Origin of the sequence: Bradyrhizobium sp. CCGB12 (assembly GCF_024199845.1) — a bacterium.
In the GTDB taxonomy this organism is placed as follows: domain Bacteria; phylum Pseudomonadota; class Alphaproteobacteria; order Rhizobiales; family Xanthobacteraceae; genus Bradyrhizobium.
Genome location: NZ_JANADO010000001.1, coordinates 4090071 through 4116919, shown reverse-complemented (window position 1 = coordinate 4116919; position 26849 = coordinate 4090071). Strand labels below are relative to the sequence as shown.

At 62.4% G+C, this 26849-nt stretch carries 21 protein-coding genes; 7 read left to right on the top strand and 14 right to left on the bottom strand.

Annotated features, from left to right (window positions below):
- Positions 1 to 92 precede the first annotated feature (92 nt).
- The 6 genes from oxlT (NLM27_RS19365) to NLM27_RS19340 form a co-directional block, all read right to left on the bottom strand.
- On the bottom strand, positions 93 to 1415 hold the full coding sequence (gene oxlT, locus NLM27_RS19365) for an oxalate/formate MFS antiporter (RefSeq protein WP_254144827.1): 1323 nt from the start codon (positions 1413 to 1415) through the stop codon (positions 93 to 95).
- A 261-nt stretch (positions 1416 to 1676) separates the two neighbouring features.
- A complete protein-coding gene (oxlT, locus tag NLM27_RS19360; protein WP_254144826.1) occupies positions 1677 to 2966 on the bottom strand; it encodes an oxalate/formate MFS antiporter in 1290 nt (429 codons plus the stop codon).
- Positions 2967 to 3376: 410 nt separating this feature from the next.
- Positions 3377 to 4876 (bottom strand): tripartite tricarboxylate transporter permease, encoded by a 1500-nt coding sequence (locus NLM27_RS19355; protein ID WP_254144825.1) that lies wholly within the window; start codon positions 4874 to 4876, stop codon positions 3377 to 3379.
- 60 nt (positions 4877 to 4936) lie between these two features.
- On the bottom strand, positions 4937 to 5434 hold the full coding sequence (locus NLM27_RS19350) for a tripartite tricarboxylate transporter TctB family protein (protein WP_254144824.1): 498 nt from the start codon (positions 5432 to 5434) through the stop codon (positions 4937 to 4939).
- Between the two features lie 86 nt (positions 5435 to 5520).
- Positions 5521 to 6528: a tripartite tricarboxylate transporter substrate binding protein gene (locus NLM27_RS19345; RefSeq protein WP_254144823.1), complete on the bottom strand. Its 1008-nt coding sequence runs from the start codon at positions 6526 to 6528 to the stop codon at positions 5521 to 5523.
- A gap of 457 nt (positions 6529 to 6985) precedes the next feature.
- Positions 6986 to 7123, bottom strand: coding sequence for a hypothetical protein (locus tag NLM27_RS19340; RefSeq protein WP_254144822.1), 138 nt, complete (start codon positions 7121 to 7123; stop codon positions 6986 to 6988).
- Between the two features lie 355 nt (positions 7124 to 7478).
- Here NLM27_RS19340 and NLM27_RS19335 point away from each other — a divergent pair, with 355 nt between their 5' ends.
- From NLM27_RS19335 to NLM27_RS19325, 3 genes are all read left to right on the top strand, one after another.
- Positions 7479 to 8810, top strand: coding sequence for an Hsp70 family protein (locus NLM27_RS19335; protein ID WP_254144821.1), 1332 nt, complete (start codon positions 7479 to 7481; stop codon positions 8808 to 8810).
- Positions 8811 to 8963: 153 nt separating this feature from the next.
- Entirely contained in the window at positions 8964 to 9323 is a 360-nt protein-coding gene (locus tag NLM27_RS19330; RefSeq protein WP_254144820.1) for an Ig-like domain-containing protein, read from the top strand.
- A gap of 62 nt (positions 9324 to 9385) precedes the next feature.
- Positions 9386 to 9649 carry a DUF3551 domain-containing protein gene (locus tag NLM27_RS19325; protein WP_254148870.1) on the top strand — a complete coding sequence of 88 codons (264 nt, stop codon included), beginning with the start codon at positions 9386 to 9388 and terminating at the stop codon, positions 9647 to 9649.
- Between the two features lie 34 nt (positions 9650 to 9683).
- Here NLM27_RS19325 and NLM27_RS19320 read toward each other — a convergent pair whose 3' ends face one another.
- The 4 genes from NLM27_RS19320 to NLM27_RS19305 form a co-directional block, all read right to left on the bottom strand.
- Positions 9684 to 10325 (bottom strand): glutathione S-transferase family protein, encoded by a 642-nt coding sequence (locus tag NLM27_RS19320; protein WP_254148869.1) that lies wholly within the window; start codon positions 10323 to 10325, stop codon positions 9684 to 9686.
- A 105-nt stretch (positions 10326 to 10430) separates the two neighbouring features.
- Positions 10431 to 10874 (bottom strand): SRPBCC family protein, encoded by a 444-nt coding sequence (locus NLM27_RS19315; RefSeq protein ID WP_254144819.1) that lies wholly within the window; start codon positions 10872 to 10874, stop codon positions 10431 to 10433.
- Between the two features lie 156 nt (positions 10875 to 11030).
- Positions 11031 to 11444, bottom strand: a complete 414-nt coding sequence (locus NLM27_RS19310) for a hypothetical protein (RefSeq protein WP_254144818.1) — start codon at positions 11442 to 11444, stop codon at positions 11031 to 11033.
- Between the two features lie 159 nt (positions 11445 to 11603).
- Positions 11604 to 12293: a hypothetical protein gene (locus NLM27_RS19305; protein ID WP_254144817.1), complete on the bottom strand. Its 690-nt coding sequence runs from the start codon at positions 12291 to 12293 to the stop codon at positions 11604 to 11606.
- 405 nt (positions 12294 to 12698) lie between these two features.
- On the opposite strand from NLM27_RS19305, the gene NLM27_RS19300 reads away from it, so the two are divergent.
- Both NLM27_RS19300 and bioB read left to right on the top strand, forming a co-directional pair.
- The gene (locus NLM27_RS19300; protein WP_254144816.1) at positions 12699 to 13823 is read left to right on the top strand and encodes a S9 family peptidase; all 1125 of its coding nucleotides are present in this window, start codon (positions 12699 to 12701) and stop codon (positions 13821 to 13823) included.
- A gap of 275 nt (positions 13824 to 14098) precedes the next feature.
- Positions 14099 to 15103 carry a biotin synthase BioB gene (gene bioB / locus NLM27_RS19295; protein WP_254144815.1) on the top strand — a complete coding sequence of 335 codons (1005 nt, stop codon included), beginning with the start codon at positions 14099 to 14101 and terminating at the stop codon, positions 15101 to 15103.
- A 69-nt stretch (positions 15104 to 15172) separates the two neighbouring features.
- Here bioB and NLM27_RS19290 read toward each other — a convergent pair whose 3' ends face one another.
- The 4 genes from NLM27_RS19290 to NLM27_RS19275 all read right to left on the bottom strand — a co-directional run bounded on the left by NLM27_RS19290 (position 15173) and on the right by NLM27_RS19275 (position 23233).
- Complete coding sequence (locus tag NLM27_RS19290) at positions 15173 to 18976, bottom strand: hypothetical protein (protein ID WP_254144814.1); 3804 nt, start codon at positions 18974 to 18976, stop codon at positions 15173 to 15175.
- Between the two features lie 425 nt (positions 18977 to 19401).
- Positions 19402 to 20679 carry a formyl-CoA transferase gene (gene frc, locus NLM27_RS19285; protein ID WP_254144813.1) on the bottom strand — a complete coding sequence of 426 codons (1278 nt, stop codon included), beginning with the start codon at positions 20677 to 20679 and terminating at the stop codon, positions 19402 to 19404.
- A 63-nt stretch (positions 20680 to 20742) separates the two neighbouring features.
- Positions 20743 to 22476: an oxalyl-CoA decarboxylase gene (gene oxc, locus NLM27_RS19280; RefSeq protein WP_254144812.1), complete on the bottom strand. Its 1734-nt coding sequence runs from the start codon at positions 22474 to 22476 to the stop codon at positions 20743 to 20745.
- A gap of 61 nt (positions 22477 to 22537) precedes the next feature.
- Complete coding sequence (locus NLM27_RS19275) at positions 22538 to 23233, bottom strand: GntR family transcriptional regulator (protein WP_166819518.1); 696 nt, start codon at positions 23231 to 23233, stop codon at positions 22538 to 22540.
- Between the two features lie 346 nt (positions 23234 to 23579).
- Between NLM27_RS19275 and NLM27_RS19270 the strand changes: the two genes are divergently transcribed.
- Both NLM27_RS19270 and NLM27_RS19265 read left to right on the top strand, forming a co-directional pair.
- Entirely contained in the window at positions 23580 to 25709 is a 2130-nt protein-coding gene (locus tag NLM27_RS19270) for an acetate--CoA ligase family protein (RefSeq protein WP_254144811.1), read from the top strand.
- A gap of 196 nt (positions 25710 to 25905) precedes the next feature.
- Positions 25906 to 26748 carry an IclR family transcriptional regulator gene (locus NLM27_RS19265; protein ID WP_254148868.1) on the top strand — a complete coding sequence of 281 codons (843 nt, stop codon included), beginning with the start codon at positions 25906 to 25908 and terminating at the stop codon, positions 26746 to 26748.
- Positions 26749 to 26849 lie beyond the last annotated feature (101 nt).

The following is a 26849-nucleotide window of genomic DNA, read 5'->3' as shown; positions in this document are numbered from 1 at the left end:
CTTGCGGCAGTAATGCTGACGTTTGCCCTGCGTAAAAAAAGAAAGGGGCGCATCGCTGCGCCCCTTTCTCAAGCCTGCAAGCGTGTGCTGGCTTACGCCGTCTCGGTCTTGGCGTTGCCGGTCGTGGTGCCCGCGCTCTCAGCTTCCTTGCCGAGAATGAAGGAGCGGCGCAGCGGCTTGATCACGAACACGGCCATCAGCGCGGCCGTTGCGTTGAGGGCCACCGCCACCACGAACACGGCCTTCCAGCCATAGGCGGTGGAGATCACGCTTGCGAGCGGGACGAGCAGGGACGCGGTGCCCTTCGCGGTGTAGAGCATGCCGTTGTTGGTGGTCGCGTATTTCGAGCCGAAGGTGTCGCCGCAAGTCGCGGGGAACAGCGAGTAGATCTCGCCGAACACGCCGAAATACACCGCGGTCGCGAGCACGAAGACAACAGGCACTTGGCCATAGGCGGACAGTGTCAGCAGCATCAGTGCGGCGGTGCCGAAGGCGATGAACATGGTGTGCTCGCGGCCGATCGTGTCGGAGACCCAGCCGAAGAAGGGACGTCCGAAACCGTCGAAGATGCGGTCGAGCGAGATCGCGAATGTCAAGGCGGCCATCTGGAAGCCCGCGAGCGTGACCGGGGTGCTTGCGATCTTGAAGTCGTGCGCGATCGGGGCGATCTGCGCCGCGGTCATCAGGCCGCCGGAGGCGACCATGACGAAGACAAGATACATCACCCAGAAAACAGGGCTGCGCAGCACCTGCGGCGGGGTGAAGTCGATCTTGGTCTGCGGCAGGTTGAGCTGCTTCTTCTTCGGCGGGATCGAGATCCGCGGCGGCTGGATGAAGAAGGCGAGCACGAACACGATTACGCCCTGGCCGATGCCGAAGGTGAGGAACGCGTGCTGGTAGCCGCTCGCCGCGATCATGCTCGCGATCGGCACCACGGTGAGCGCAGCGCCCGCGCCGAAGCCGGCGGCCGTCGCGCCTGCGGCGAGGCCGCGGCGATCGGGAAACCACTTCAGCGCATTGCCGACGCAGGTGCCGTAGACCGCGCCCGCGCCCATGCCGCCGATGATCGCGGCCGCGTAGAGCAGGGTGAGCGAGTCAGCGTAGGAGTTGAGGATCCAGGACAGTGCGATCATGACGCCACCGAACATGATGACGACGCGCGGGCCGTATTTGTCGACGAACCAGGCCTCGATCGGCACCAGCCAGGTCTCGGTGACGACGAAGATGGTGAACGCGAGTTGGATCGCGGCGCGTCCCCAATGGTGTTCGTGATCGATCGGATCGACGAACAGTGTCCAGCCGTATTGCAGATTGGCGATCATCGCCATGCAGACGATGCCCATCACGAGCTGGAGCCAGCGGAAACCTGTGCGAAGAGGCGCGGCTGTAACGGCGCCATCCGTGCTGGAAATCATCAACAACCTCCCAAGCGCCTGATTGAATGAGACCTGGGATTGCAAGATGACCCAGTGTCGCAAATGTTGTGGCTTATCGTCGCAAGCGCAGTCAGGAAATTGGTATACCATATTCCAGAACGCAAGCCCCATCTTGTGACGCAGCGCAGCAAAAATAGCTGGTTCCGCCAAGTGAGGACTTCGCCGGATGAGTTCTTAAAATACGAAAACGCCCGGCCGTGAGGCCGGGCGTCATGTTTGAACGAGACTTGGTGGAGCGGATCAGATGGTCGATTTCTCGACCACGATCTTGCGCCAGGGTTTCAGCACCGCGATCGCCAACAGCGAAGCCAGGATGTTGGCGCCGGCCGCGATGATGAACACGCTGTCCCAGGTGCCCGACGACTGCTGCATGTAGTTGGCGATCGGCACCAGCAGTGCGGCGGTGCCCTTCGCGGTGTAGAGCAGGCCGGCATTGGTGGTCGCGAACTTGGCGCCGAACGTGTCGGTGCAGGTCGAGGGGAACAGCGAGTAGATCTCACCCCAGGCGAAGAACACGAAGCCCGAGAGCAGCACGAACCAGATCGGATCGTGACCCCAGAGGTAGAGCATCCAGATGCCGAAGCCTTCCATGCCGAACGCGATGAACATCGTGTTCTCGCGGCCGATCATGTCGGAGATCCAGCCGAAGAACGGACGCGTCAGGCCGTTGAGCACGCGGTCGATCGTCGCTGCGAAGGTCACGGCCGTCATCGTCACCGCCATCAGCGTGACCGGCACGTTGTCGACCTTCCAGTCGGCCGCGATCGGCTTCAGGTTGGCCGTCACCATCAACCCGCCGGCGCCGACGATCACGAACATGAAGTACATCAGCCAGAAGATCGGCTGACGCAGCACTTCGGTCGGCTGGTAGTTGCGGCGGGTCTGCAGCAGATGGGCGTTCGCCACCACGTGTGGCACCTGGCCCGCCTTCGGCGACAGCAGGAAGAAGGCGAGGATGCAGATGATGATGCCTTGTCCGAGGCCGAAATAGAGGAAGGTGGTCTGGAAGCCACTGTCCTTGATCATGGCCTGGATCGGCGCGACGGTCAGCGCGGAGCCTGCACCGAAGCCTGCGGCCGTGATGCCCGCGGCAAGGCCGCGCTTGTCCGGAAACCATTTCAGCGCGTTGCCGACGCAGGTGCCGTAGACGCCACCGGCGCCGATGCCCGCGATGATCATTCCGAGATAGAAGCCGTTGAGCGTGGTGGCCTGCGCGTTGATCGCCCACCCGATGGCGCAGAGCACGCCGCCGACCAGCACCACGATGCGCGGGCCGTATTTGTCGACGAACCATCCCTCGATCGGCACGAGCCAGGTTTCGAACAGGACAAAGAGCGTAAAGGCCCATTGGATCGACGCGCGATCCCAGCCGAACTTCTTCTGGATGTCAGGGACGAAGAACGTCCAGCCGTATTGATAGTTGGCGATCATCACCATCGCGCCTACGCCGATGGCCAATTGCGCCCAGCGATAAGTATCGCTGACGCGCGCGGCACTAGGGGCCGCTCCCGACTGCACCATGTCCGTCATTAAAAACCCTCCCGAACGCGCCGATCATTTTTGTCCATGCGCTGGCGGGCATACTGGTATTCATTATGCCAAGATTCAACCGAGGACGGGGAGGTGCGGCGAAATAACGCGGGCCTGTTCACATGCGCCAGGAGTGTGGGTTTGTAAAGCCCCAATCGCTGCCGACTGCCGGCGGCGATGGTGGCCTGCTCCATTTAAATTATTGATTTTGTGGATTATTTCTGTTTTGCGGCAATGCCGCAGGCCGCTGTTGAAAGCTTGTGCGCTCGGAGATTTTCTACGCGCGTGCTGTTCACACGTGCGGAGGCGCGATCAGTTGGCGAACGCGCAATTCCTGGAATTCTATATTCCAGAAGTTCGACCTGCGGCAATCTGGCGTTAGTAGCCGTGCAGATTACGCAGATCGAATCTCACGCCATCGACGTGCGCAGCCGGCTGTAGCCTTCCTGGATCACGGACCAGAACAGGGCGACCAGACCGAGCGCCATGATCGTGCTGACGAGGCCATTGGAGAAGAACACGCTGAGCGACCCCTGCGATCCCAGCAGCGATTGACGGAAGGCTTCCTCCGCCTTGTCGCCGAGCACGATGGCGAGCACGAGCGGTGCAAGCGGGTAGTTGCACTTCTTCAGGAGATAGCCGAGCACGCCGAACACCAGCATCAGCATCACGTCGAAGGTGCTGTTGTGCACCGAATAGGCGCCGATCGCACAGAGCACGAGGATGAGCGGCGCGATGATGCCGAAGGGCACGCGGAGGATCGCGGCGAAGATCGGCACGCAGGTGAGCACGACGATGAGGCCGGCGAGATTGCCGAGATACATCGACGCGATCAGGCCCCAGACGAATTCCTTCTGCTCGACGAACAGCATGGGGCCGGGCTGCAGGCCCCAGATCAACAATCCGCCAAGCAGGACGGCGGCGGTCGGGGAGCCGGGCACTCCGAGCGACAGCATCGGCAGCAGCGCCGAGGTGCCCGCGGCATGTGCGGCCGTCTCCGGCGCGATCACACCCTCGATCTCGCCCTTGCCGAAATTGTTGCCGCGTCGCGCCAGGCGTTTGGCGATGCCGTAGCTCATGAAGGATGCCGGCGTCGCACCAGCGGGCGTGACGCCCATCCAGCACCCGATCAGGCAGGAGCGCAGCGAGGTCATCCAATACGCCGGCAATTCCCGCCAGGTCTGAAGCACGACCCGAAGGTTGATGGTCGCGTTGCCGCCGCGGAATGCCAGCCCTTCCTCCATGGTGAGCAAGATCTCGCCGATGCCGAACAGGCCGATCACGGCGATCAGGAAGTCGAATCCGTTGAGCAGCTCTGTGACGCCGAAGGTCAGCCGCAGCTGCCCCGTGATCGAATCGAGGCCAACCGCGGCGAGCGCAAAGCCTATCATCATCGCCGCGATGGTCTTGAACGGCGGCTCCTTGCTGAGGCCGACGAAGCTGCAGAAGGCGAGGAAGTACACCGCGAACTTCTCCGCCGGGCCAAATCGCAGCGCGAAGCCGGCGACGAGGGGCGCGACCAGCGTGATCATGATGACGGCAAACAGCGCGCCCACGAAGGAGGAGGTGAAGGCGGCCGTCAGGGCTTCGCCGGGTTTGCCCTGTTGCGCCATCGGATAGCCGTCGAAGGTGGTCGCCACGGACCAGGGCTCGCCGGGTATGTTGAAGAGGATCGAGGTGATGGCGCCGCCGAACAATGCGCCCCAGTAGATGCAGGACAGCATGATGATCGCCGATGTCGGCGGCATGCTGAAGGTCAGGGGCAGCAGGATCGCCACGCCGTTGGCGCCGCCTAACCCCGGAAGCACGCCGATGATGACCCCGAGCGTGATGCCGATGATCATCAGCATGATGTTGTAGGGCTGCAGGGCGACCGCGAAGCCGTGAAACAGATTGGCCAACTCTTCCATATCGATACGTCCTGCAGCAGTAACGGAAATGACGGCGCGGCGCTTACAAGCCCAAGCCCTTTACAGGCCGAGCCATTCCTCGAGCGGACCCTTGGGAAGCGGGACCAGGAACCAGCGCTCGAAAACGAGATAGGTGAGGACCGGCATGCCGATCGCCACGGCGGCGACCGTCAGCCAGCGATAACCGCCGAGCCAGCGCATGAACCAGGCGATGAAGACCATCGAGGCGACGTAGAGGCCGATGAACGGCATCGAGCCGACATAGATCGCGGTGGGCACGACGACGCTCATGACCTGGCGAAGCTGTCCCCATTCCGCGAACAGCCGGCCGTCGTCGTCGCGTTGCGCATGCCAGAGGTTGATGGCGCTTGCGCCAACGATGGCGGCGCCGACATAGAAGGGGAAGAAGCCGGCACGCGGGCCCTCCGCGCCCCAGTTGATGCCGGCCTTCAGGCTGCCGAAGATCACGACCAGGCCGAAGGCGCCGATCAACAGCGCCATGCCGATTTCCAGCGTCTTGTGCGTCGGGCCGGATTCGGATCCGGATCGTTCAGTCATGGGACCTCCAGACGGAGTTGTGATCTTTCGCGGTCGCAGCAGACGGGAGGACGACGAGCGTCCTCAGCCGTCGTCGATGCCGCGGGTCAATTCCCCGATGCCAGGAAGCCGGCTTCCTTCATCAAGCCTTCGTGGCGCTTCTCCTCCGCCTCGACCCATTTGGCGTAGTCGGCTCCAGCCAGGAAGGTCGTGTTGAAGGCGCCGCTCTTCATGAAATCCTGCCATTCCGGCGTGGCGCGGACCTTCTTGAACAGCTCGACATAGTATTCGACCTGATCCTTCGTGGCCTTGGGCGACATGAAGATGCCGCGCAGCATGAGGTATTCCATCGCGAGGCCCTGCGACTTGCAGGTCGGAATATCCTTCCAGGCCTTGCCGTCGGCGATCGGCTCGTCATAGGCCATCGGCTGGGCGTCGAAGACGCAGAGCGGACGGAGCTTGCCGCCGCGCCATTGCGCGACCGCCTCGATTGGATTGTTGACGGTCGAATCGACGTGGTTGCCGACGAGCTGAACCGCGACTTCGCCGCCGCCCTTGTAGGGGATGTAGGTGAACTTCGCGTCGATCGCCTTCTCGATGCCGACCGTGATGATCTGGTCTTCCTGCTTGGAGCCGGTGCCGCCCATCTTGAACGAGCCGGCGGGTGCCTTTTTCGCCGCGTCGACGTAGTCCTTGACGCTGTTGTACGGCTTCTCGGCATTCACCCAGAGCACGAATTCATCGAGCGCCAGCATCGCGACCGGGGTCAGATCCTTCCAGTTGAAGGGGATCCCCGTTGCCAGCGGTGTCGTGAACAGGTTCGACAGCGTGATGATGATCTTGTGAGGGTTGTTCGTCGACGTCTTCACGTCGAGAAAACCTTCACCGCCCGCGCCGCCGGCCTTGTTGATGACGACCAGCGGCTGCTTCATGAGATTGTGCTTGGTGACGATGCCCTGGATGGTGCGTGCCATCTGATCGGCGCCACCGCCGGTGCCGGCGGGGACGATGAACTCGACCGGACGAACCGGCTCCCAGGCAGCACGGCTTGCTGTGCTTGTGACGCACGACATCGCGATTGCCGCCAAAGCGACATTCAGAACGAATGGCTTCATCTTGTTTCTCTCCCTGTCGAACCCTAAACGCGGCCGCTCTTTGTCGGCTCGCCTCAGCCCATCTTTGCTTCACGTGCCTGGGGTCACCCTTGCGGTCGATCTCCCATGGCAAGTCCCGATCGAAACTCTATGAGCAGGGACAACGCGCGGCATCCGCTCCTTTCGGCTAAGGTTCCGCCAAGGTTCGCGGCAACTCGGCTGTTCCCGCCCTGCGTGATGTGTCCTCGCCTACCACCTTTGATTGTGCAATCGTTCTTGTTGGCCTAATGGTATGCGAGATGCCAGCGGACAAACAATCGGATCGACGGGCACTGGGTCGGACCAATCGTCGCAGTTGTGGCCGCGAGCGAGGGGCGGACACCAAAAGAAAATGGCCCCGACATGCGGGGCCATTTTGATCAAATCTGGCGTCTGCGGATTTTGCCGGCCGCGGGTCGACGGGGCCGGCAAGGCCTTCTTACAGGCCGAAACGCGGCAGGTCGCCGTTCTGATTGGAAATCTCGGCGCTCGCCATCAGGAAGCTGTCGATCGCGGCCATGAGGCGGGCGAACAGCGAGGTGGAGGGGGCGAGAGCAACGGAAGCGGTCTTGGACATCGGAAATCCCTTTCTTGAGACGGTCAGTGTTGCTGTCTCATTTCGAAGGGCAATCTATGTATACCAGATGCCACTGTCCATGCGCTTGTTTGCATGGCAGCACGCAATCTCTCGCATTGCAGCATAATGCCGGGTTAACGGAGCCGTTTCGGACATAAAGTTACCGATGCCCCGGAACGGCGGGGTATTTCATCGCCGAAAGGCGTGAAAGCGGGCGGAATGCGTCTGGCCGGAAGCGGGGCTCTCGCAACGATGGCCGCCGGGTTCCGGCCGCACTGCAACGGAGCGGCTTGGCATAGCCATGCAAAGCGGCTAGTGGTCCGCCCCCTTATCCAATCAACTGTCAGAGTGGTTCATGTCGAGCGCCTCGCCCGCCGTCTCGATCGGCATCGATTTTGGGACCAGCAACACGGTCGTCGCTCTCGCGGCTGATGACCGCCGGGTCGAGGCCATCCGCTTCGACCATGGCGGACAGCGCCACAGCGTCTACGTGTCGGCGCTGTGCTTCTGGGAGGACCGGCCGGGAGCGGGCGCCCAGGCGGAAGGCGGCCCATGGGCGATCGAGCAGTTTCTCGAAGGCCGCCATGTCTACCGCTTCCTGCAGTCGTTCAAGACGTTTGCGGCGAGCAGCAGCTTCAACACCACCCAGGTGTTCCGGCAACGTTACAAGTTCGAGGACATTCTGGCCGCGTTCCTGCGGACGCTGGCGCGCCATGGCGGGGACAAGTTCGGCTTCGAGGCCGCACGCATCACGGTCGGCCGTCCCGTGCGCTTCGCGGGCGGCAATCCCGACGAGGCGTTGGCGATGCAGCGCTACCGGGCCGCGTTCGAGCGGCTCGGCGCCGGTCACGCGCGCTATGTCTATGAGCCCGTGGGCGCGGCGTTCTCCTTCGCGCGGCGGCTGGAGCGCGACGCCACCGTGCTGGTTGCGGATTTCGGCGGCGGCACCAGCGATTTCTCCGTGATGCGCTTCTCACGCGCGGGCGGCGTCTTGCGCGCCGAGCCGCTCGGCCATGCCGGCATCGGCGTTGCCGGCGACACGTTCGACTATCGGATCGTCGACCACATCGTCTCGCCGCGGCTCGGCAAAGGCTCCAGCTTCCGCTCGTTCGACAAGGTGCTGCCGGTCCCCAGCGGCCACTACACCAACCTCGCGCGCTGGCATCAGCTCGCGATGATGAAGAGCAACGGCGATCTGCGCGAGCTGCGGGAGCTTGCGCGCACTGCGCTGAAGCCGAAACTGCTGGAGGATTTCATCACCATCGTCGATCTCGATCTCGGCTTTTCGCTGTACCGCGCGGTGTCCGATGCCAAGGTCGCGCTGTCGGCGCAGGACGAGGTGGATTTCCGCTTTCGAGGCGGCGGCGTCGATATCGGCGCGACCATCACAAGGAAGAATTTTGAATCCTGGATTGCCGACGATATCGCGCGGCTGGGAGCCACCGTCGACAAAGTGCTGGGCGAGGCCGGCATCACCGCGCGCGAGGTGGAAAAGGTGTTCCTGACCGGCGGCACTTCCTTTGTGCCGGCCGTCCGAAAGCTGTTCGCCGAACGGTTCGGCAACGAGCGGCTGATGTCGGGCGACCAGTTCGAGTCGATCGCCTATGGCCTCGCGCTGATCGGACACAGTTCCGACCCGGATCGCTGGACGGCCAGCGGCGGGCTTGTGTCGGGAGCGGGCGTGTAGGCGCGCGATCTGGCGGCCACCCTCAGGACTCTCGCGCTATCTGCGCGCGATGTGGCCGCAACGGTTCCACGGTCCGAACCTTGACCCAAATCAAGGGTGACTGACGTGATCCGACTTCAATCCCTCAGAACTATCAGTCACAGGAGGTCGGCCATGTCGAGGTTTGCCGTCCTGGCAGTCATTGCATTCGGCCTGGCGACGGCATCGGCTCGCGCGGCCGAATGCCGGGTCACTGGACACCCTTCCGCTTTTGGCGTCGACATGGTGGCGTTCTTCGCTGTCAGGTCTGGTGAAACATGCAATTTCCCGATCAGAATTCCAGGCATGATGGCCAGTTCCGGCATTTCACAGAAGCCCGCGCACGGAACGCTGAGGCAGGTGAACGTCACGACCTTCACCTATACGGCTGCACGCGGCTACAAGGGCAGCGACACGTTCGCCATTTACGGTTCAGGGGAGGGGCCGTATGGTTCGGGCAGGTCGGTCATTACGGTGAACGCAACGATTCAGTAGACGTGACGGGCAAATCGACGCTGTCGTGCTGGTCGGTCCAGGATCGGGAGAGAGGTTGCGAGATGCGGGTGCTGTACTGGATGCTCCTGACGAGCGCGGTGTTTCTCGCGGTAGCGCCGGCCATGGCTCAACGCTACGACCCGCGTTACCCCGTGTGCCTCCAGTCCTGGCACCAGCATGGCCTCGTCGTCATCAACTGTAGTTACACTTCAATCGATCAGTGCCGGATGACCGCTTCAGGACTCTCTGCCACCTGCCTGGAGAATCCATATTGGCGCGGATGGCCGAGCCAGAATTCCCAACGACGGCCATACGGCGTCAACTAGGCACAGGCGCTTCGCCGTTCCGATGAAGCGAGCACTACAATCCCGGTGATCTCGCCGCCCAAGCCTTGGTGGCCTGGCAGCTGTCCATCGCTCGGGCGTAGGCAGGGCGTGCGGTCGTGCGGGCGAGATAGTCCCGCTCGGTAGAACCGGGGACGTAGTTGCCAGTTCGCAGGCCTAGCAGGAGAGCGTAACTCACCGAGATATCGGCAGCAGTGAAGCGGTCGCCGGCGAGATAGGGGCAATCCGCGAGGCGGCGGATAACCAACCCGAGTCGGCTCTCGAAGGTCTCGCGCGCCCAGCGGGTAACCCGGGCATCTCGCTCGGCTTCGGGCGCCAATTGGCGACCGACAATGACGGCATTCATCGGTCCGGCGAGCCCGGCCTCGCCTAAGTGGAGAAATTGCAGATAGGAAGCGAAGGCGGGATCGTCCGGGGCGACAGCAAGCGAACCTGAGTCGTGGCGGGCGAGCAGGTACTCAAGAATCGCGATCGATTCGACCATGATCGTCTCGCGGTCCTGCAGTGCGGGAATGAAGCCGGCGGGGTTGATCGCGAGGAAATCGCGATCAATCTCGCCTGCCAGCAGATCGACCGGGCGCAGCCGATAAGCCAATCCCAATTCCTCAAGCAGCCAGATAACTCGGAAGCCACGACCTTCGCCATAGACGGTGAGCATGGTTAAGCGTTCCTGGTTCACGACCTCAAACACGCCTCCATCCAAAAAGGTCGCCGAAGCAGGCGGCCTCCTGTTTTGAGGTGCGGCCTGTCGTGGCTGCGCGCTTTATTGATTGATCTCGGGCTCGACGAGCTTCGCCAGATTTCGCAGCGAGTCCTGCCAGCCGAGATAACAGGCCTCCGGCGGGATGACGTCGGGGATGCCGGCCTGCGTGATGTCGACCTCGGTGCCGACCGAGACCTTTTTCAGGATCACGGTGACCTGGATCTCGCCGGGCAGATTGGGATCGTCGAACTTGTCGGTGTAGCGGAGGCGTTCGCCAGGCACGAGCTCGAGATATTCGCCGCCGAACGAATGGCTGTTGCCCGTGGTGAAATTCCGGAACGACATCTTGAACGTGCCTCCAACCTTGGGCTCGAAGTGATGCACGGTGCAGGTGAAGCCGTTGGGCGGCAGCCATTTCGCCATCGCATCGGCCTCCAGGAAGGCGCGATAGACCTTCTCCGGGCTGGTGGCGAGAACGCGGTGCAAGCGGACTGTGCTGGGCATGATTGTCATCCTCAGTGATTGATGGGCCCGAGTTTGGCGTCTATGGCCCATTCATGTCACGAGGACGACCGGGCGGCCGCCGATCCGACACGGCCTTGCAGTTTTTTTCTCGGGAGCGCCGGCGTCAGCGATCGTCCCGCCCGCCGGCCCGGCCCATCAGGCCTGGCGCGTCTTGTCCGCCTTGGTCTTCGATGCAAGGACCTGAAGCACGTCCCCCATGCGCAAAGGCTGACCGTTGGGGAAGGTGGACATCCTCAGGCTCGAAAAATGCGTCGCTCCGTCGGCCGGCGACACATAGGCGAACTTGACCTCGATCTTGTGCTTGATCTCATAGCCCTGCCATTTCGGATGGTCGCGCGTCAGGATTTCGGCCTGGTCGCAGCGGAGCAGGTCGGAGGTCGACGTCGTCTTGGAGAGCACGCCGCGCTCGACCTTCTCCAGGTAGCATTGATCGGTCACGGTGCTGACGCGCGCATCGACGCGCTGATAATTCGACTTCTTGTCATACTGATCGTAGGCACCAAAACCCACGACCGCGGCGGCGACTACTCCGAAGACCAAGAGGCGCATGCTCGTGCTCCGTTTTGCGAGCAGCTTTGGGCGGCAGTCATTAAGGGTGGCTGAATCCCATCAGATACCTTCCATGACGGGCAACACGACGGAAAACACCTCTCTGAGGATCATGCGCTCAATTGAATCAAATTGACGCGGATGAGACCGATCCATCCGTCAGATCACCGCTACATCCTGCGGCGTCATCGTGAAGGCGAGCCGGTAATGGCCGATCGTCGGATTGTGCTGCGCGCCCAGAGCACCAAGCGCCAACGGCGAGAGCCGGTCGGCGATCACCTGCTCGACGGCATCGGCGTCGTAACCCGACAGCAGCACGATCCAGTCGGCAGCGCCGTCCTTTCCCCGGATCTGTTGCTCGGTGGTCGGCGAACTCGTCCTGGGCGTATCGGTCAGGAGGAGGTGAGCGCCGGTCAGTCCCGGCTTCTGCGCCAATGCGTCGAGGGTCTCCGAGAGTTGCGCCTGCAACTCGGCTTGCTGTCCGGTTCCTGGCGAAAGCCTGATGGTGGCGAGCGAGGTCGCGACGCCACCGCCAAAGCTCGCAGCGACCCGGCACTGACTGCGGATCATGCCGAGATGATGCGGCATCATTTTCGTCGACCACGGCGTCGGCGCGTTGAGCCGGTCGAGATATCCCTTCGAGGTGAGCACGTCATATTGCTCCAGCTCGTACAGCACGAAGAAGCCTTCGGCGTCCGTCGTGCTGGTCCAGCGCGATCCCCGCCGGAAGCCGGGAATGCTCATCCGCTCCGGAAAGTGCTCATGCGAATGCCAGTCGCCGAACTCGCCGCGCTGCTCGGCGCGGACGCTCCACCACATCGCAACGGCGGCCTTGCCGAGCAGTGACATGCTGACCTCCCTTCTTTCGCAGCGCTCTCGCATATCAAGAAGCGCAGCGGATAGCTCGCCCGGAGCCCATCCTTCGAGACGCCGGCCTACGGCGGCCCCTCAGGATGAGGACGGCAACAGTGTTGCTTAGCCTCATCCTGAGGAGACCGCGGAGCGGTCGTCTCGAAGGACGAGGCGCGCGCTCGGGCCGCTCAAAATGCAATATGCGATTGCCCTACCTCTCTTCGGGCACTTTGCCTCAACGCCAACGCTGGCGGCAAGATGTTGTCGACGCTTGACGAGCTGAAGCCACAATTCCGCTATCGTTCCTCGTTCAACTCCTGCGCGAAATCAGGGGGGGCCTTCGTTGCGCAGCACGCTCTGAGCTTTTGCCGATCACTGAGCATCGAGCCCGGGGAGGCGATGATGAGGCGACTTGGCTGTTTGATTGCGTGGCTTGGGCTTCTGCTGTTGCCGGCCTCGGCCGATACGGCTCTGCCGGGCCTCGTTCGGCAAGTTCGACTGATACCCGTCAGTTTGAACGATGGCAGCGAGGTCAAGCTCGAGACCATGATCGTCCGCCCGGACCGGCCCGGGCGCTTTCCGCTGGTCCTGCTGGTTCACGGTACAAATCCTGCCGCGGGACAAGCGTTTCGTGACGCTGCCGCGCGACAATCGCCGACCGATCTCCTTAATGCTGCCGTCGCGTTTGCACAGCATGGTTATGCCGTCGCGTCGATCATGCGTCGGGGATTCGGTCGTTCAGAGGGCCGGTTCGCCGAGAGTCTTTCCGGACCATGCGACGACCGGGACTATCTTGCGGTCGGCCGGATCGCAGCGGAGGACGTCACTGGCGCTGTCGTCATGCTCCGCGGCGAGCCATGGGTCGAGCCTGATCAGGTCCTGCTGATGGGGCATTCAACCGGCGGCTTTGCGGTGACGGCCGCGGCGGCGGGCAATCCTGCCGGCGTCATTGGTGTTCTGAACTTCGAGGGTGCTCACGGTTCTGTCCCGGGTCACACCTGCAGCCCGGATCATCTCGTGGCGGACGCGGGCATCTTTGGCCGCACGGCGCGAATTCCGGCGCTGTGGATCTATTCGGAGAACGATCGTAGTGCTCCGCCTGCGTTGGGCCGTCGCATGTTCGATGCCTATGTCGCCTCCGGCGCGCCGGCGCAGTTGCAGGTGCTGCCGCCCTTCGGTGTCGATGGCCATGCCCTGCTGTCGATGGGACCCGCGGACATCTGGTGGCCTGCCGTCGAGAGCTTCCTGAACCGGTTGCGCCTGCCGACGTCGGTGCTTGTCGAGTTGCCTCCGCGCGCGTCCATTCCGGCGCCGTTGCTGCTCAACGCGGCGTGCACGGACTATTTCGACGCTTACGTGAAGGCATGGACCGACGCCAAAGCCTATGCCTGGAATCGCGAAGGTCATTGTTCGTCGGTGACCACTCGAACAGTCGAGGAGGCGAAGAGCGAGGCGCTGCGCCAATGCGTGGCCGCATGGAAGGAATGCTCGCTCTATGCAGTCGGGCAGGGGCTGGCGCCTGGATAGAGCATGAACCCGGCGCTTCAAAGTGCTCTTCGCCGGGCCGACCAGCGGCTTTTTCGGATGATGATGCAGGTGTTCTCAAGCAAAAAGGGCCGCCTCTTCCTTCTTTCGGGCACTTTGCCTCAACGCCAACGGCGGCGGCAAAGTGTCCGCGCTTGACGAACAGAAGCCACAATTCCGCTATCGTTCTCGTTCAACTCGCGCGCGAAATCAGCCTTGCGGCTGGGGCGAAGCTCGCGATGGAGCGATGGTCCCGCCGCGGTGTCAGGAGATGTGTGATGCTCGGTGCGAAAGAAGGGGAGACCAAACCAATCCCCTCACAAGAAAGATCCCGGGGGACTCGCGTGGGAACGCAAGAATGGACCAGCCAGGATGCCTGGGCGGTCTACCAGCTTCCCTTCAACGACCTGCTGTTCCGTTCACAATCCGTGCATCGCGAGCATTTTGACCCAAATCGCGTGCAGTTGAGCCGGCTGCTGAACATCAAGACTGGCGGTTGCCCGGAAGACTGCGGCTATTGCAGCCAGTCGTCGCATCACGCAACAGCTGTTGCGGCCTCCAAGCTGATGGAGATCGAGAAGATCGTTGCCGAGGCGCGCAAGGCAAAAGACGGCGGCGCGACGCGCTACTGCATGGGAGCGGCCTGGCGTAACCCGAAGCCGCGCGACATGGATGCCATCGTCGAGGTCGTCGGGGCCGTGAAGCAGCTCGGGCTCGAGACCTGCATGACGCTCGGCATGCTCGACCGGGGGCAGGCCGACCGGCTGAGCGCGGCCGGGCTCGACTACTACAATCACAATATCGATACTTCGGAGCGCTACTATCCGAGCGTCATCTCCACCCGCACATTCGCTGATCGCCTCGATACGCTTTCGCATGTCCGCGAGGCCGGCATGAAAGTGTGCTGTGGCGGCATCCTCGGCATGGGCGAGAGCGAACAGGACCGCGTCGACATGCTGGTCACGCTCGCCAACCTACCCGAGGCGCCGGAGAGCGTGCCGATCAACATGCTGATCCCGATTCCGGGAACGCCGATGGCGAAAGCGCCGCCGATCGGTCCGATCGAGTTCGTGCGCATCGTCGCGCTGGCGCGCATCATGATGCCGGCCTCTTTCGTGCGGCTCTCGGCGGGACGGTCGGCCATGACCGACGAGATGCAGGCACTGTGCTTCTTTGCCGGCGCAAACTCGATCTTCGTCGGAGACACCCTGCTGACGGCGGGCAATCCGCAGGACGAAGCCGATCGAAAGTTGTTCCGCCGGCTCGGGCTGGAAGCTCTTTGAGGCATGATCGTCCGTTCGCGATCGACGCTGGAAAAGGAAAAGCCTCGATATTCATGTGTCTACGCGTTCTCAATCTTCAAAGCGGCGGCTACGAGACCTGCTATCTGCGGCTTCGTGCTTTCGCTCGGTCACAATCCTCTCCTGCAACACTGCTTTGGCCGCGTTAAGCGCATCATTAAGCGCTGGGGTCTGATCGATCGGAATTCGCTCAAGGAGCCTCAACCGCCCCTCAAGTTTCGTGGCAAGTGAGCCGCTCCAGCTCGTGGGATGAAGACGCCGGACGATCTCCTTGAGAACGGCTTGCGGACTAGGCGCCTTGGCAAGAAGTCTTGCGGCTAGAGGAAGCCATTCGTGCGGCTCGTTGTTTGCGGGGCGCTTAAATATGCCGGCCGATGCCGCCATAATCGGGTAGCGGACTTCAGGATCAGCATCACACCAGGCAAGCAGAACATCGTCGGACACGACCCCTAACGGATTTTTACGGAACCGCTGGAAGTCGGCGAAAACCTGAACGGCGTTTGCTATAGCCTTAGCGTCACCCGAAAACGCTTCATCCAGCACGACCGTCGGATGAACCCGAAGCAGCCCGGTCATCAGATCGTCCTGGTCGTGCGCGTATACGTTATAGCGCCGTACGGCCACCATCATTTTTCGGACGATGCCCCGCACGATGGGAATGCCCTCATCTCCCACGAGGGATACCTGGGCGATCCGGCCCAGTTCCCGATCCTCCTTATCGGTACGTCCATTTTTCTTGTGAAACTCGAACGCGTTCAAAAGTGCCCGGCCGATCTGGGTCACTTCAGGGGCAGACGAACACTTGTCAGCCGCATCGGCAAACAGGCGCATCGACAATATCTCTAGCGAAACCGTTAAGCCGCCAGCCTTGCTTGCAATGGCAAGCAAAAGATCTCGGAATTGAGGCCCCGGAATCTCATCGCTCACGCGGCCATAGGCCAGCATGAAAAACTGGCTGATGTCGGCTTTCCCAAGCTCAAGCGCTTCGTGCAGCCGTTCCAGCCCACGGTCGTCGATCGAAACACTCGTCTGAAGCTGAGGAAATAACGGCCCAATCGACGGGTGTTGTAGCGCCTCGTCCAGCATCTTGTCGGTCAGTTTGGCGTCCCGCTTTTGCAGTCCAGCTAGGAAGCCGCCCATCACGCCCGTAGCTGGCTTCTCCGTCGCCGCAAATTCGGTTACGAAGGCCTGCCAAATCTCATATGGCTTCTCGGTGCTGCCTGCGAGGCCTGCTCCGAACAGAGGGACGCGTGAACCGCCCCTTATCAGGCCTGGCAGCAGGCTTTTGAACGCTTCGTCATCGTTCGCAACATCTTTGCCCAGATTCTCGACCGTTCGGTTCATGCGTTCGGTAGCGCCCGCATAATCGTCGTTCACGACGTCCTCGAGATCGTCGAGGTCAACGCTTCCTGGACCCGATCCCAGAACCACACCTTTTACTTGATCGACGAGGTCCTTGGGCCGAAGCAACTCTTCAAGAGCGATCAGCCGCTCACGGATATCGGGTGGCATGTGCTCGCTATCAAAGACCCGTGTTTGGCGTATGGCTATCCAACCCGCTCTCCAGAATCCCTTTTTCCCGATCGCCCTTACGAGGTTCTCAAGAGCATCGATCTGTCCGGTGTGCGACCAGAGTCCCCGGAACTCGTGCGCGATAGATGTGCGAACACCCGCGGCAATGGGATCATCGGACAGGGCTATGGGTGAGATGAGTTGCAGGACCGCGCCGAACCAATCCTGCACATCTTTGCCCGTCGGCGGGTAGTAGCCGTAGTCGCGTGAACGCGCACCAAAGTCAAAACTGTAGGACGACGAGAAGTGATCAGTTTTCAGGACAGCGTCGAGTGCCTTTAATCCGAGCGTACGCAGCCCAGCCTCTTCCGACCGAAGCAGGCTTTCCAGCACCTTTAGGCGCACTATAATCGGCGCATGGGTCCCGGAAAGAACAATGTGAAACAGAGACGGCACGATACCCGCCGCGCTGTTGTCATCATCGGAATCCGACGCTTGCGCAAACTTGATCAAGAGAGCTATGGCCCGCTCGAATTGCGCGGGTTCATAAGCCAGCGAGCGTAGAAGCCGCACGAGATGCAGATTCTTGGCGAGCGTCGAACGGTCCGCATTCTGGAGAGCTCGCTCGATTGCAGCCAAAGTTTCGTCCGGCATGACCGGAGCGACATTCACCAGCATCGTGCACTCATCCTCGCGGAGATTGGAGATGTCCGCGAGGATGCCACCGGGCGACAGCCACCTTTCCACGATCGCACGGGCTTCCTTACTGCCATCGAGGTAACCGAGCCGCCGCGAGAAGGAACGCCGCAGGCGCGCGAGTGCGTTCATCACAAGCGCATTCATAATCGTCGCGGTAGGAATGTTCTGCAATGCGAGGGCCGCGAGGCGGTTGGCAATGGCGTGCGGCAACACTGCGCGCCATTCTGCGCGTTCCTGCAATAAGTCGCGCCGCTTCAGCTCGGCAATGGCCGCATAGGCCTCCGATACGGGCTTACCGATTAGCCCGGCAAGGATGGGCAGTTCCGCGCCGTCACCTTCTGTCTTGACGCCCTCGAAGGAATACACCAGCGAACAGGCTTGTGCGATCAGGAGCAGGTCGGGATCATGTTCGTGCCGTTGCTGGAAGAGCCGCTTGAACAAATCCGCGTTGCTAAGCCCGGTAATGGACCCGTTCTTCTCTACCGTAGCTGCGAGCGCGAGGGCCACCCGAGCGTTACCGTCCGAAAATTGCGCGATGGTCCCAGCGTCGATTTGCGAGATCTGAGGATGGCGCCGGGCCACCAGCTTCTCGATAAGCGCGGGCGACGACGTATCCAGCGCGAACACGTCGGTACCTTCGGGTTGGTCGTCGCGAATGTCGTATTCGACCGTGATGACGCTGATCATCGAGTTCGCTTCGCGGGCTACTTTCGCCAACTCGCCGTGAAGCTCAAAGGGGCAGTTGTCAATGACAAGGATACCCCGCCTACGTGCTGCGATGAGGTCGGATGCAAGTCCGACCGGCGGCGGGTTTGGGCCTTCCGCCACGTTCGTATAGTAAGCAAGCGATGGATCGAGGCCTTCCTTGCCGATCTTGTCATCGAATAGTGCCTCGCAAAGTCGCGTTTTTCCCACACCGGACAAGCCGACAAGGCGGACCACCTGTCCCGGCTTCCGAAGAACGTCGCGGACGCGGTTTATACCGTCGACCGCGCTAAGGCCTTCGCCTTCGTTCTCATCGCCTGTCTTGATGCGTGCTTCGTCGTCGAACAGGTAGGAGTCATCCACGCCGCCGGGAGCGCGGGACCACGACCCGAAGGACTGCCAGCCCGGAATCGACTTGCCAATGAGGGAACGAACCCATGGAATAAGGCCCGGATGATCGCGGAGCCAAGTCGCAACCCGGTTACGGTCATAGAAATCGAGCGCGAGCTTTGACGCGTCGGCGATGCCCTCCATCGCCTCAGCCATCGCCTTCTTGCGGTTGTTGAGCGCTGAATGAGCTGTCGATCCGGTCGCACTTACGATGATGTATGCCCCCGATGCCTTGGCAAGATCGACAATGACGGAGCGCGCAACGCCGTCCGGCTTCATCTCATCGAGAATTTCCTTTCGTGGCATGTCGGGCTTCTTGACCTGAAACCCTGTCTCGGGCCTCGGAATAAAGCCGGTGACAATGGCCTCAGCCGGCAGCCCTACATGCACATCGAGTCCGCCGTCCTTGGCGGTCTGACTACCGCCCCAAGTCGCATGCGAGACTGAATAACCCTGCCGCCGCAGTTCGGCTTCGCATAGCCGCCCAATCAGCGCGCGCAGGTCAGTGTCATTCAGAAGATAAATATCGTCCCCGGTGATTTCAAACATGGTTCGAAGCTAGGTAAGTGGCTAAGTATCGTCAATCACAGATAGAAAGTCGGATACAAGATATCCCGAGGCAAAGAGGCCTCTCGATCGTGCTCGGGGGAAGGGGCGGTCAATTGCCCGCGCGTAGCCGTCCGTTGCTAGCGCTCAAAGCCCGTCAAAGCGTCACCGTCTCCGAAGGGGGAATTGAAAACGGCGGCCCAACCGCCGGGTCGCGGACGTTCCGATGATCGCACAATACCCCTGTTTTGCCCGACGCGTCAAAGGAATTTCGCTAAAATAGAAATTGCTCTGCAGCCAAGGGGTTAGCTACTGTGCATGGGGTTGTTTTTCATTTTTAGTTTTGAGCCTTCACGCCCAACGGCGTTCTCATGCAAAAAGGGCCGCCCTTGAAGGGCGGCCCTTTCATTAGTCTCGTGTAAGCCCGCTTACTCAGCGGCCTGCTTCTGCGGCGGGTCGAGCGCGCCGGACTTGTGGATCTCGGCGACCTGGTGGTCGGAGAAGCCGAGCACCGAGCGCAGGATCTCGTCGGTGTGCTCGCCGAGCAGTGGGGAGCGGGTGACGTCGCTCGCGCTGTCCGACAGCTTGATCGGGTTGCCGACCGAGATGTACTTGCCGCGGGTGGGGTGGTCGACCTCGACCACGGTGCCGGTGGCGCGCAGCGACTGGTCTTCGGCGATCTCCTTCATCGACAGGATCGGGCCGCAGGGGATGTCGTCCTTGTTGAGGATCTCCATCGCCTCGAACTTGGTCTTGGTCATCGTCCACTGCTCGATGCGGGCGAAGATCTCGTTGAGGCGCGGCAGGCGCGCGGCCGGCTTGGCGTAGTTCGGGTCGGTCTTCCAGGTGGGCTCGCCGATCACGTCGCAGATCTTCTCCCAGACCGGAGCCTGGGTGATGAAGTAGATGTAGGCATTGGGATCGGTCTCAAAACCCTTGCACTTCAGGATGCGGCCGGGCTGGCCGCCGCCGGAATCGTTGCCGGCGCGCGGCACGGCATCGCCGAACGGAATGCCTTCGCCGAACTGGCTGTACTCCTTGAGCGGGCCGTGGGCGAGGCGCTGCTGGTCGCGCAGCTTGACGCGGGCGAGGTTGAGCACGCCGTCCTGCATCGCCGCGGTGACGCGCTGGCCCTTGCCCGAATGCGTGCGCTGATAGAGCGCGGTGACGATGCCGAGTGCGAGATGCAGGCCGGTGCCGGAATCGCCGATCTGCGCGCCGGTGACGAGCGGCAGGCCGTCGCGGAAGCCCGTGGTGGAGGCGGCGCCGCCGGTGCACTGCGCGACGTTCTCATAGACCTTGCAGTCTTCGTAAGGCCCGGGGCCAAAGCCCTTGATCGAGGCGACGATCATCTTCGGGTTGATGGCCTGGATCTTCTCCCAGGGGAAGCCCATGCGGTCGAGCACGCCGGGGCCGAAGTTTTCCACCAGCACGTCGCACTTCTTGATCAGCTCGGTGAGGACTTCCTTGCCCTTGGGGTTCTTGGTGTCGAGCGTGATCGAGCGCTTGTTGTGGTTGAGCATGGTGAAATACAGGCTGTCCACGTTCGGGATGTCCTGCAGCTGGCCGCGGGTGATGTCACCCACGCCCGGACGTTCCACCTTGATCACGTCGGCGCCGAACCAGGCCAGCAGCTGGGTGCAGGTCGGTCCTGATTGAACGTGGGTGAAGTCGAGAATGCGAACGCCCTCGAGCGCTTTGGTCATTGTGTTGCTCCGTACTCTGTCTGCCCCTGCGAACCACAGGGAATAAAGGGTTGAGGGGTGGACTTACTTCTTCTTCTGCAGGACGCTCTGCGGATTGAGGTTGCCGATGCGGCCGCTCTCCGAGCCCGCGGCCGGATCGATCACCGCGTTGATGAGCGTCGGCTTGCCCGAGGCCATCGCTTCGTTGACGGCGCGCTTGAGCTCGTCGGGCGAGGTGGCATTCACGCCGACGCCGCCAAAGGCTTCCATCATCTTGTCGTAGCGCGCGCCCTTGACGAACACCGTCGTCGCCGGATCGGCGTTCGCGCCGTTGACGTCGGTGCCGCGATAGATGCCGTCATTGTTGAAGATGACCACGCAGATCGGCAGGTTGTAGCGGCAGATGGTCTCGACCTCCATGCCGGAGAAGCCGAAGGCGCTGTCGCCTTCCACAGCGAGCACGGGATGACCGGTCTCGAGCGCGGCCGCGATCGCCTGGCCCATGCCGATGCCCATCACGCCCCAGGTGCCGACGTCGAGACGCTTGCGGGGCTTGTACATGTCGATGACGCCGCGGGCGAGGTCGAGCGTGTTGGCGCCTTCGTTGACGAGGATCGCCTCGGGATGATCCTTGATGATGGTCTTCAACACGCCGAGCGCGCCGTGATAGTCCATCGGCGACTTGTTGTTCATGAGCTTCGGCGCCATCTTGGCGACGTTCTCGTCGCGCTTGGTCACGATGGCCTTGGTCCATTCGGCCGGCGGGGCGGTCCAGCCCGTAGCGATGGCCTGGTTGAAGGCGGAGACGACCGAGCCGATGTCGCCGACCACGGGTGCGACGATCTCGACGTTGGAGTCCATCTCCTTCGGCTCGATGTCGACTTGGATGAACTTCTTGGGCGCTTCGCCCCAGCTCTTGCCCTTGCCGTGCGAGAGCAGCCAGTTCAGGCGCGCGCCGATCAGCATGACGACGTCGGACTCTTTCAGCACGGTCGAGCGGGCGGCGCCGGCGCATTGCGGATGCGTGTCGGGCAGCAGACCCTTGGCCATGCTCATCGGGAGGAACGGCACGCCGCTCTTCTCGACGAAGCTCTTGATCTCCTCATCGGCCTGCGCGTAGGCCGCGCCCTTGCCGAGGATGATGAGCGGACGCTTCGCGCTCTTGAGCACGTCGAGCGCGCGCTTGACCGAAGCGGGCGAGGGGATCTGCGCGGGCGCGGCGTCGATCACCTTGACCAGCGACTTCTGGCCGGCATCGGCGTTCATCACCTGGCCGAACAGCTTTGCCGGCAGGTCGAGATAGACACCGCCCGGACGGCCCGAGACCGCGGCGCGGATGGCGCGGGCGAAACCGATGCCGATGTCCTGGGCGTGCAGCACGCGGTAGGCCGCCTTGCACAGCGGCTTTGCGATCGCGAGCTGGTCCATTTCCTCGTAGTCGCCCTGCTGGAGGTCGACGATCTCGCGCTCGGACGAGCCCGAAACCAGGATCATCGGGTAGCAGTTGGTGGTGGCGTGCGCGAGCGCGGTGAGACCGTTGAGGAAGCCGGGCGCCGAGACCGTGAGGCAGACGCCGGGCTTCTTGGTGAGGTAGCCGGCAATGCCCGCGGCATAACCGGCGTTCTGCTCGTGGCGGAAGGAGATCACGCGAATGCCTTCGGCCTGCGCCATGCGGCCCAAATCCGTGATCGGGATGCCCGGCACATTATAGATGGTGTTGATGCCGTTCAGCTTGAGCGCGTCGATGACGAGATGGAAGCCATCCGTCAGTTCCTGCTCGGTGCCCGGTGCTTCGGACTTGGTCGCGGTATTCAGCATGGGCCTTGTCTCCCTGGTCTCAAGATGCGGGGCGAATTGTTCGCCCTTCTGGTGAACGTCGTTAAGTGAACAGTTCCTGGCCGTGCGCTTCGACATAAGCGGCAAGGCCAAGGGTGTGGTCGCGGGCGCGCTTCTCGGCGAGCTCGGTGTCGCGCGCTTCCAGTGCTTCGATCATGCCGAGATGCTCGGGCAGCGAGGTCGCGGTGCGGTCCTTGCGTCCGATGGTCAGTTGGCGATAGCCGCGCACGTGCAGCAGCAGGTCGTTGGTGAGATCGACCAGCACGGGGGATTCCGACAGCGAGATCAGCGCCTGGTGGAAGGCGATGTTGGCGCGCGAATATTCCTCGACATGGTCCTCGGGCAGGCGGTCCTTGCCGAAGTCCTTGAAGTAATCGCGCAGCGCGGTGATGTCCTTCTTGCGCGCGGTGGTGGTGATGAGGCGCGCGGCCATGCTCTCCAGCGCCGCCCAGGCGCGGATCATGTCGACGATCTCGCTCTTGGTCCTGCGCACCACCATGATGCCGCGGCGCGGCACCGTCTTCACGAAGCCGTCCTGCTCCAGCATCGCGATCGCTTCGCGGATCGGCGTGCGGCTGACGCCAAGACGTTCGGACAACGCGCGCTCGTCGAGCATCACCGGCTCGGGCGTCGAATAGATGTCCATCTTGAGGATGGCTTCCTTCAAGGCGTCATACGCCTTGTTCTTGAAGCTGCTCTCCGGGGCAATACGAACGATTGCGATGTCTGCCTCGGCCATGTTCGGCAACGCCTTGGTTGGTTTCCGTAGTGACACGACGAATCTCCTCCAGTGGGAGTCGTCTTTTACAGGAATATTAACGGGAAAGTTTTTGGCATACCACATGCCAGAATGTCAAGCTGGCTATTTTTTGCGGCGTTCTAAGGTGCGCTCTGGCTTGACAAGTTGGCTTCTGGCATACCAAATGCCATCGCCAGCCATTTTTGATCCACGCCGGCGGAGTAGTCTCGGCTTTATGCCACTCCGTTCCGCGGCATGGAACAGAGCGCGGCGAATGGCAAGCATCACGGGCAGCCGCAACGCGCGCGCTTGATAAAGAACGAACTGAGGTCAAGGGAGAAGCCACATGTCCAATTCCAAAGATGCCGTCCGCAAGGTGCTTGACCAGGTCAAGGCGGACAACCGCACCAGCCTGACGGCGCCGGAAGGCAAGCTGGTCTGCGACGCCTATGGCATTCCGGTGCCGAAGGAGGGCGTGGCGAAGTCGGCCGGCGAGGCCGGCAAGATGGCCTCCGCGATGGGCTTCCCGGTCGTGATGAAGATCGTCTCGCCGGACATCCTCCACAAGACCGAAGCCGGCGGCGTCATCGTCGGCCTGAAGACGGCCGAGGATGCCGAGAAGGCCTACGAGACCATTCTTTCCAACGCCAAGAAATATAAGGCCGACGCCAAGATCGAGGGCATCCAGGTGCAGCAGATGCTGGCCGGCGGCACCGAGGTCATCGTCGGCTCGATCACCGACGGCTCGTTCGGCAAGCTGGTCGCCTTCGGCCTCGGCGGCGTGCTGGTCGAAGTCCTCAAGGACATCACCTTCCGCCTCGCGCCCGCGACCAAGGAGGATGCCCTGTCGATGCTCGACGGCATCCAGGCGCATGAGATCCTGAAGGGCGTTCGCGGCGGGGAACCGGTGAACCGCACCGCGCTCGCCGACGTCATCGTCAAGGTTTCGCAGCTCGTCACCGACTTCCCCGAAATCGTCGAGCTCGACCTCAACCCGGTGTTCGCGACGCCGAAGGGGGCGACCGCCGCCGACGTCCGCATCGTCGTCGACTTCGCCTACGTTCCCAAGCCGAAGCCGCGGCCGACTGAAGAGATCGTCGCGGCGATGAACCGCATCATGCAGCCGAAGGCCGTCGCCGTGGTCGGCGCCTCCGCCGAGGACGGCAAGATCGGCAATTCCGTGATGAAAAACCTCATCAACGGCGGCTACAAGGGCGATATCTATCCGATCCATCCCAAAGCCGCCGAGATCCTCGGCTACAAGGCCTATAAGAGCGTCAAGGACGTGCCTGGTGTGATCGACGTCGCGGTGTTCGCGATTCCCGCAAAGTTCGTGGCGGCAGCGCTCACCGAATGCGGTGAGAAGAAGATCCCGGGCGCGGTGCTGATCCCGTCGGGCTTCGCTGAAGCCGGCGCGCCGGAGCTGCAGGCCGAGATCGTCGAGGTCGGCAAGAAGTACGACATCCGCCTGATGGGGCCGAACATCTACGGCTTCTATTATACGCCCGCCAATCTCTGCGCGACCTTCTGCACGGCCTACGACGTCAAGGGCCACGCGGCGCTGTCGTCGCAGTCGGGCGGCATCGGCATGGCGATCATCGGCTTCTCGCGCTCGGCCAAGATGGGCGTCTCGGCGATCGTCGGCCTCGGCAACAAGTCCGACATCGACGAGGACGATCTGCTCGCCTTCTTCGAGCAGGACCCGAACACCAACTTGATCGCGCAGCACTGCGAAGACCTCAAGGACGGCCGCGCCTTCGCGGAAGCGGCCAAGCGCGTCTCCAAGAAGAAGCCTGTCGTCGTGCTCAAGGCCGGCCGCACCTCGGCCGGCGCGAAGGCGGCCTCGTCGCACACCGGCGCACTCGCCGGTAACGACAAGATCTACGAGGATGTCCTGGCGCAGTCCGGCGTGATCCGCGCGCGCAGCTTGCGGCAGCTGCTCGAATTCGCTCGCGGCGTTCCGGTGCTGCCGACGCCGAAGGGCGAGAACGTGCTGATCATCACCGGTGCCGGCGGCTCGGGCGTGCTGCTGTCGGACTCCTGCGTCGACAACGGCCTGTCGCTGATGTCGATGCCGCCGGATCTCGATGCGGCCTTCCGCAAGTTCATCCCGCCGTTTGGTGCGGCCGGAAATCCTGTGGATATCACCGGCGGCGAACCGCCGATCACCTACGTCAACACGGTGAAGCTCGGCCTGTCGGATGAGCGTATCCACGCGCTGATCCTCGGCTACTGGCATACCATCGTCACCCCGCCGATGGTGTTCGCCCGCAACATGGTCGAGGTGAAGAAGGAGATGGAGGCCAAGGGTTTTGTGAAGCCCATGGTTGCCTCGCTCGCCGGTGACGTCGAGGTCGAGGAAGCCGCCGAATATCTCTATCAGAACGGCATCCCGGCCTACGCCTATTCGACCGAGCTGCCGGTCGAGGTGCTCGGGGCCAAGTACAAGTGGGCGCGCGGGGCAGGGCTGCTCTGAGCTTGTTTCGCCTCTCCCCGCTTGCGGGGAGAGGCCGGAATTTGCGCAGCAAATTCCGGGTGAGGGGGAGCTTCCGCGAGTCCGTCTCTCACTGTCTTTGCGGAGATGGCCCCTCACCCCGGCCCTCTCCCCGTAAGAACGGGGAGAGGGGGAAGAGGCGGCTCGCGCCTTGTCGGATTGGCAAATGCAGGTCGCGATGAGCAAGAACGTGATCAGGCGCAAATCGCTCGAGCCCAGGTCGGCCGCAGAGGCCGATCATGAGGGCCGTGACGGCGGCGTGCAGTCGGTCGACCGCGCGCTGTCGATCCTCGAAACGCTCGCTGAAGACGACGAAGGCTATCGCCTCAGCGATCTCGCGGTCCGCACCGGCCTGTCGGCCTCCACCGTGCACCGCCTGCTGGCGACGCTGGAAAGTCGCCGCTTCGTGCAGTTCGATCGCGCCGAATCCAAATGGCATGTCGGCGTGCGCAGCTTCACGGTCGGGGCAAGCATCGCGCGGCGGCGTAATTTCTCTGCGCAGGCGATCCCTTACTTGCGCAAGCTGCGCGATCTCACCCGCGAAACCGCTAATCTTGCCGTCGTCGACGACGAATTCATCATCGTGCTGACCCGCATGGAAAGCCGCGAGATCATGCGGTCGCTGACCCAGGTCGGCGGCCGCGTCGCCATGGTGACGTCGGGGGTCGGCAAGGCGGTGCTCGCGACCTATTCGGACGAAGACGTCGGCGCGGTCATCCGCCATCACGGCATGCCGCGCCTGACCGAGAAGTCGATCGTGCGGCCGAGCGACCTGTTCAAGGAGCTCGAAAAGATCCGCAAGCAGGGCTACGCGCTCGATGATGAAGAGGCCTGCATGGGCCTGCGCTGTGTTGCCGCGGTCGTCTACAATGACTGCGCCGAGCCACTCGGGGCAATTTCGGTCTCCGGCATGACCAGCCGGCTGACCGACCAGAGGTTGCCGGAGATCGGGCAAATCGTGCGGGATGTCGCCGCCGAGCTGACGGCCGCGCTCGGAGGGGCGATGCCGACGGCCCGTTAGCCAGGAGCCCCAGGGGATGTCACTGGACAGCATCAGCCGTTTTGGCTGATATGCGACCAAACGACACAATGCGGCAAACGTCCGCATGAGCCTGGAGATGC

Excerpts from the sequence above, each read along its gene's own strand:
- oxlT (WP_254144827.1), bottom strand. The coding sequence starts at position 1,415 with ATGATTTCCAGCACGGATGGCGCCGTTACAGCCGCGCCTCTTCGCACA.
- oxlT (WP_254144826.1), bottom strand. The coding sequence starts at position 2,966 with ATGACGGACATGGTGCAGTCGGGAGCGGCCCCTAGTGCCGCGCGCGTC.
- NLM27_RS19355 (WP_254144825.1), bottom strand. The coding sequence starts at position 4,876 with ATGGAAGAGTTGGCCAATCTGTTTCACGGCTTCGCGGTCGCCCTGCAG.
- NLM27_RS19350 (WP_254144824.1), bottom strand. The coding sequence starts at position 5,434 with ATGACTGAACGATCCGGATCCGAATCCGGCCCGACGCACAAGACGCTG.
- NLM27_RS19345 (WP_254144823.1), bottom strand. The coding sequence starts at position 6,528 with ATGAAGCCATTCGTTCTGAATGTCGCTTTGGCGGCAATCGCGATGTCG.
- NLM27_RS19340 (WP_254144822.1), bottom strand. The coding sequence starts at position 7,123 with ATGTCCAAGACCGCTTCCGTTGCTCTCGCCCCCTCCACCTCGCTGTTC.
- NLM27_RS19335 (WP_254144821.1), top strand. The coding sequence starts at position 7,479 with ATGTCGAGCGCCTCGCCCGCCGTCTCGATCGGCATCGATTTTGGGACC.
- NLM27_RS19330 (WP_254144820.1), top strand. The coding sequence starts at position 8,964 with ATGTCGAGGTTTGCCGTCCTGGCAGTCATTGCATTCGGCCTGGCGACG.
- NLM27_RS19325 (WP_254148870.1), top strand. The coding sequence starts at position 9,386 with ATGCGGGTGCTGTACTGGATGCTCCTGACGAGCGCGGTGTTTCTCGCG.
- NLM27_RS19320 (WP_254148869.1), bottom strand. The coding sequence starts at position 10,325 with ATGCTCACCGTCTATGGCGAAGGTCGTGGCTTCCGAGTTATCTGGCTG.
- NLM27_RS19315 (WP_254144819.1), bottom strand. The coding sequence starts at position 10,874 with ATGCCCAGCACAGTCCGCTTGCACCGCGTTCTCGCCACCAGCCCGGAG.
- NLM27_RS19310 (WP_254144818.1), bottom strand. The coding sequence starts at position 11,444 with ATGCGCCTCTTGGTCTTCGGAGTAGTCGCCGCCGCGGTCGTGGGTTTT.
- NLM27_RS19305 (WP_254144817.1), bottom strand. The coding sequence starts at position 12,293 with ATGTCACTGCTCGGCAAGGCCGCCGTTGCGATGTGGTGGAGCGTCCGC.
- NLM27_RS19300 (WP_254144816.1), top strand. The coding sequence starts at position 12,699 with ATGAGGCGACTTGGCTGTTTGATTGCGTGGCTTGGGCTTCTGCTGTTG.
- bioB (WP_254144815.1), top strand. The coding sequence starts at position 14,099 with ATGCTCGGTGCGAAAGAAGGGGAGACCAAACCAATCCCCTCACAAGAA.
- NLM27_RS19290 (WP_254144814.1), bottom strand. The coding sequence starts at position 18,976 with ATGTTTGAAATCACCGGGGACGATATTTATCTTCTGAATGACACTGAC.
- frc (WP_254144813.1), bottom strand. The coding sequence starts at position 20,679 with ATGACCAAAGCGCTCGAGGGCGTTCGCATTCTCGACTTCACCCACGTT.
- oxc (WP_254144812.1), bottom strand. The coding sequence starts at position 22,476 with ATGCTGAATACCGCGACCAAGTCCGAAGCACCGGGCACCGAGCAGGAA.
- NLM27_RS19275 (WP_166819518.1), bottom strand. The coding sequence starts at position 23,233 with ATGGCCGAGGCAGACATCGCAATCGTTCGTATTGCCCCGGAGAGCAGC.
- NLM27_RS19270 (WP_254144811.1), top strand. The coding sequence starts at position 23,580 with ATGTCCAATTCCAAAGATGCCGTCCGCAAGGTGCTTGACCAGGTCAAG.
- NLM27_RS19265 (WP_254148868.1), top strand. The coding sequence starts at position 25,906 with ATGAGCAAGAACGTGATCAGGCGCAAATCGCTCGAGCCCAGGTCGGCC.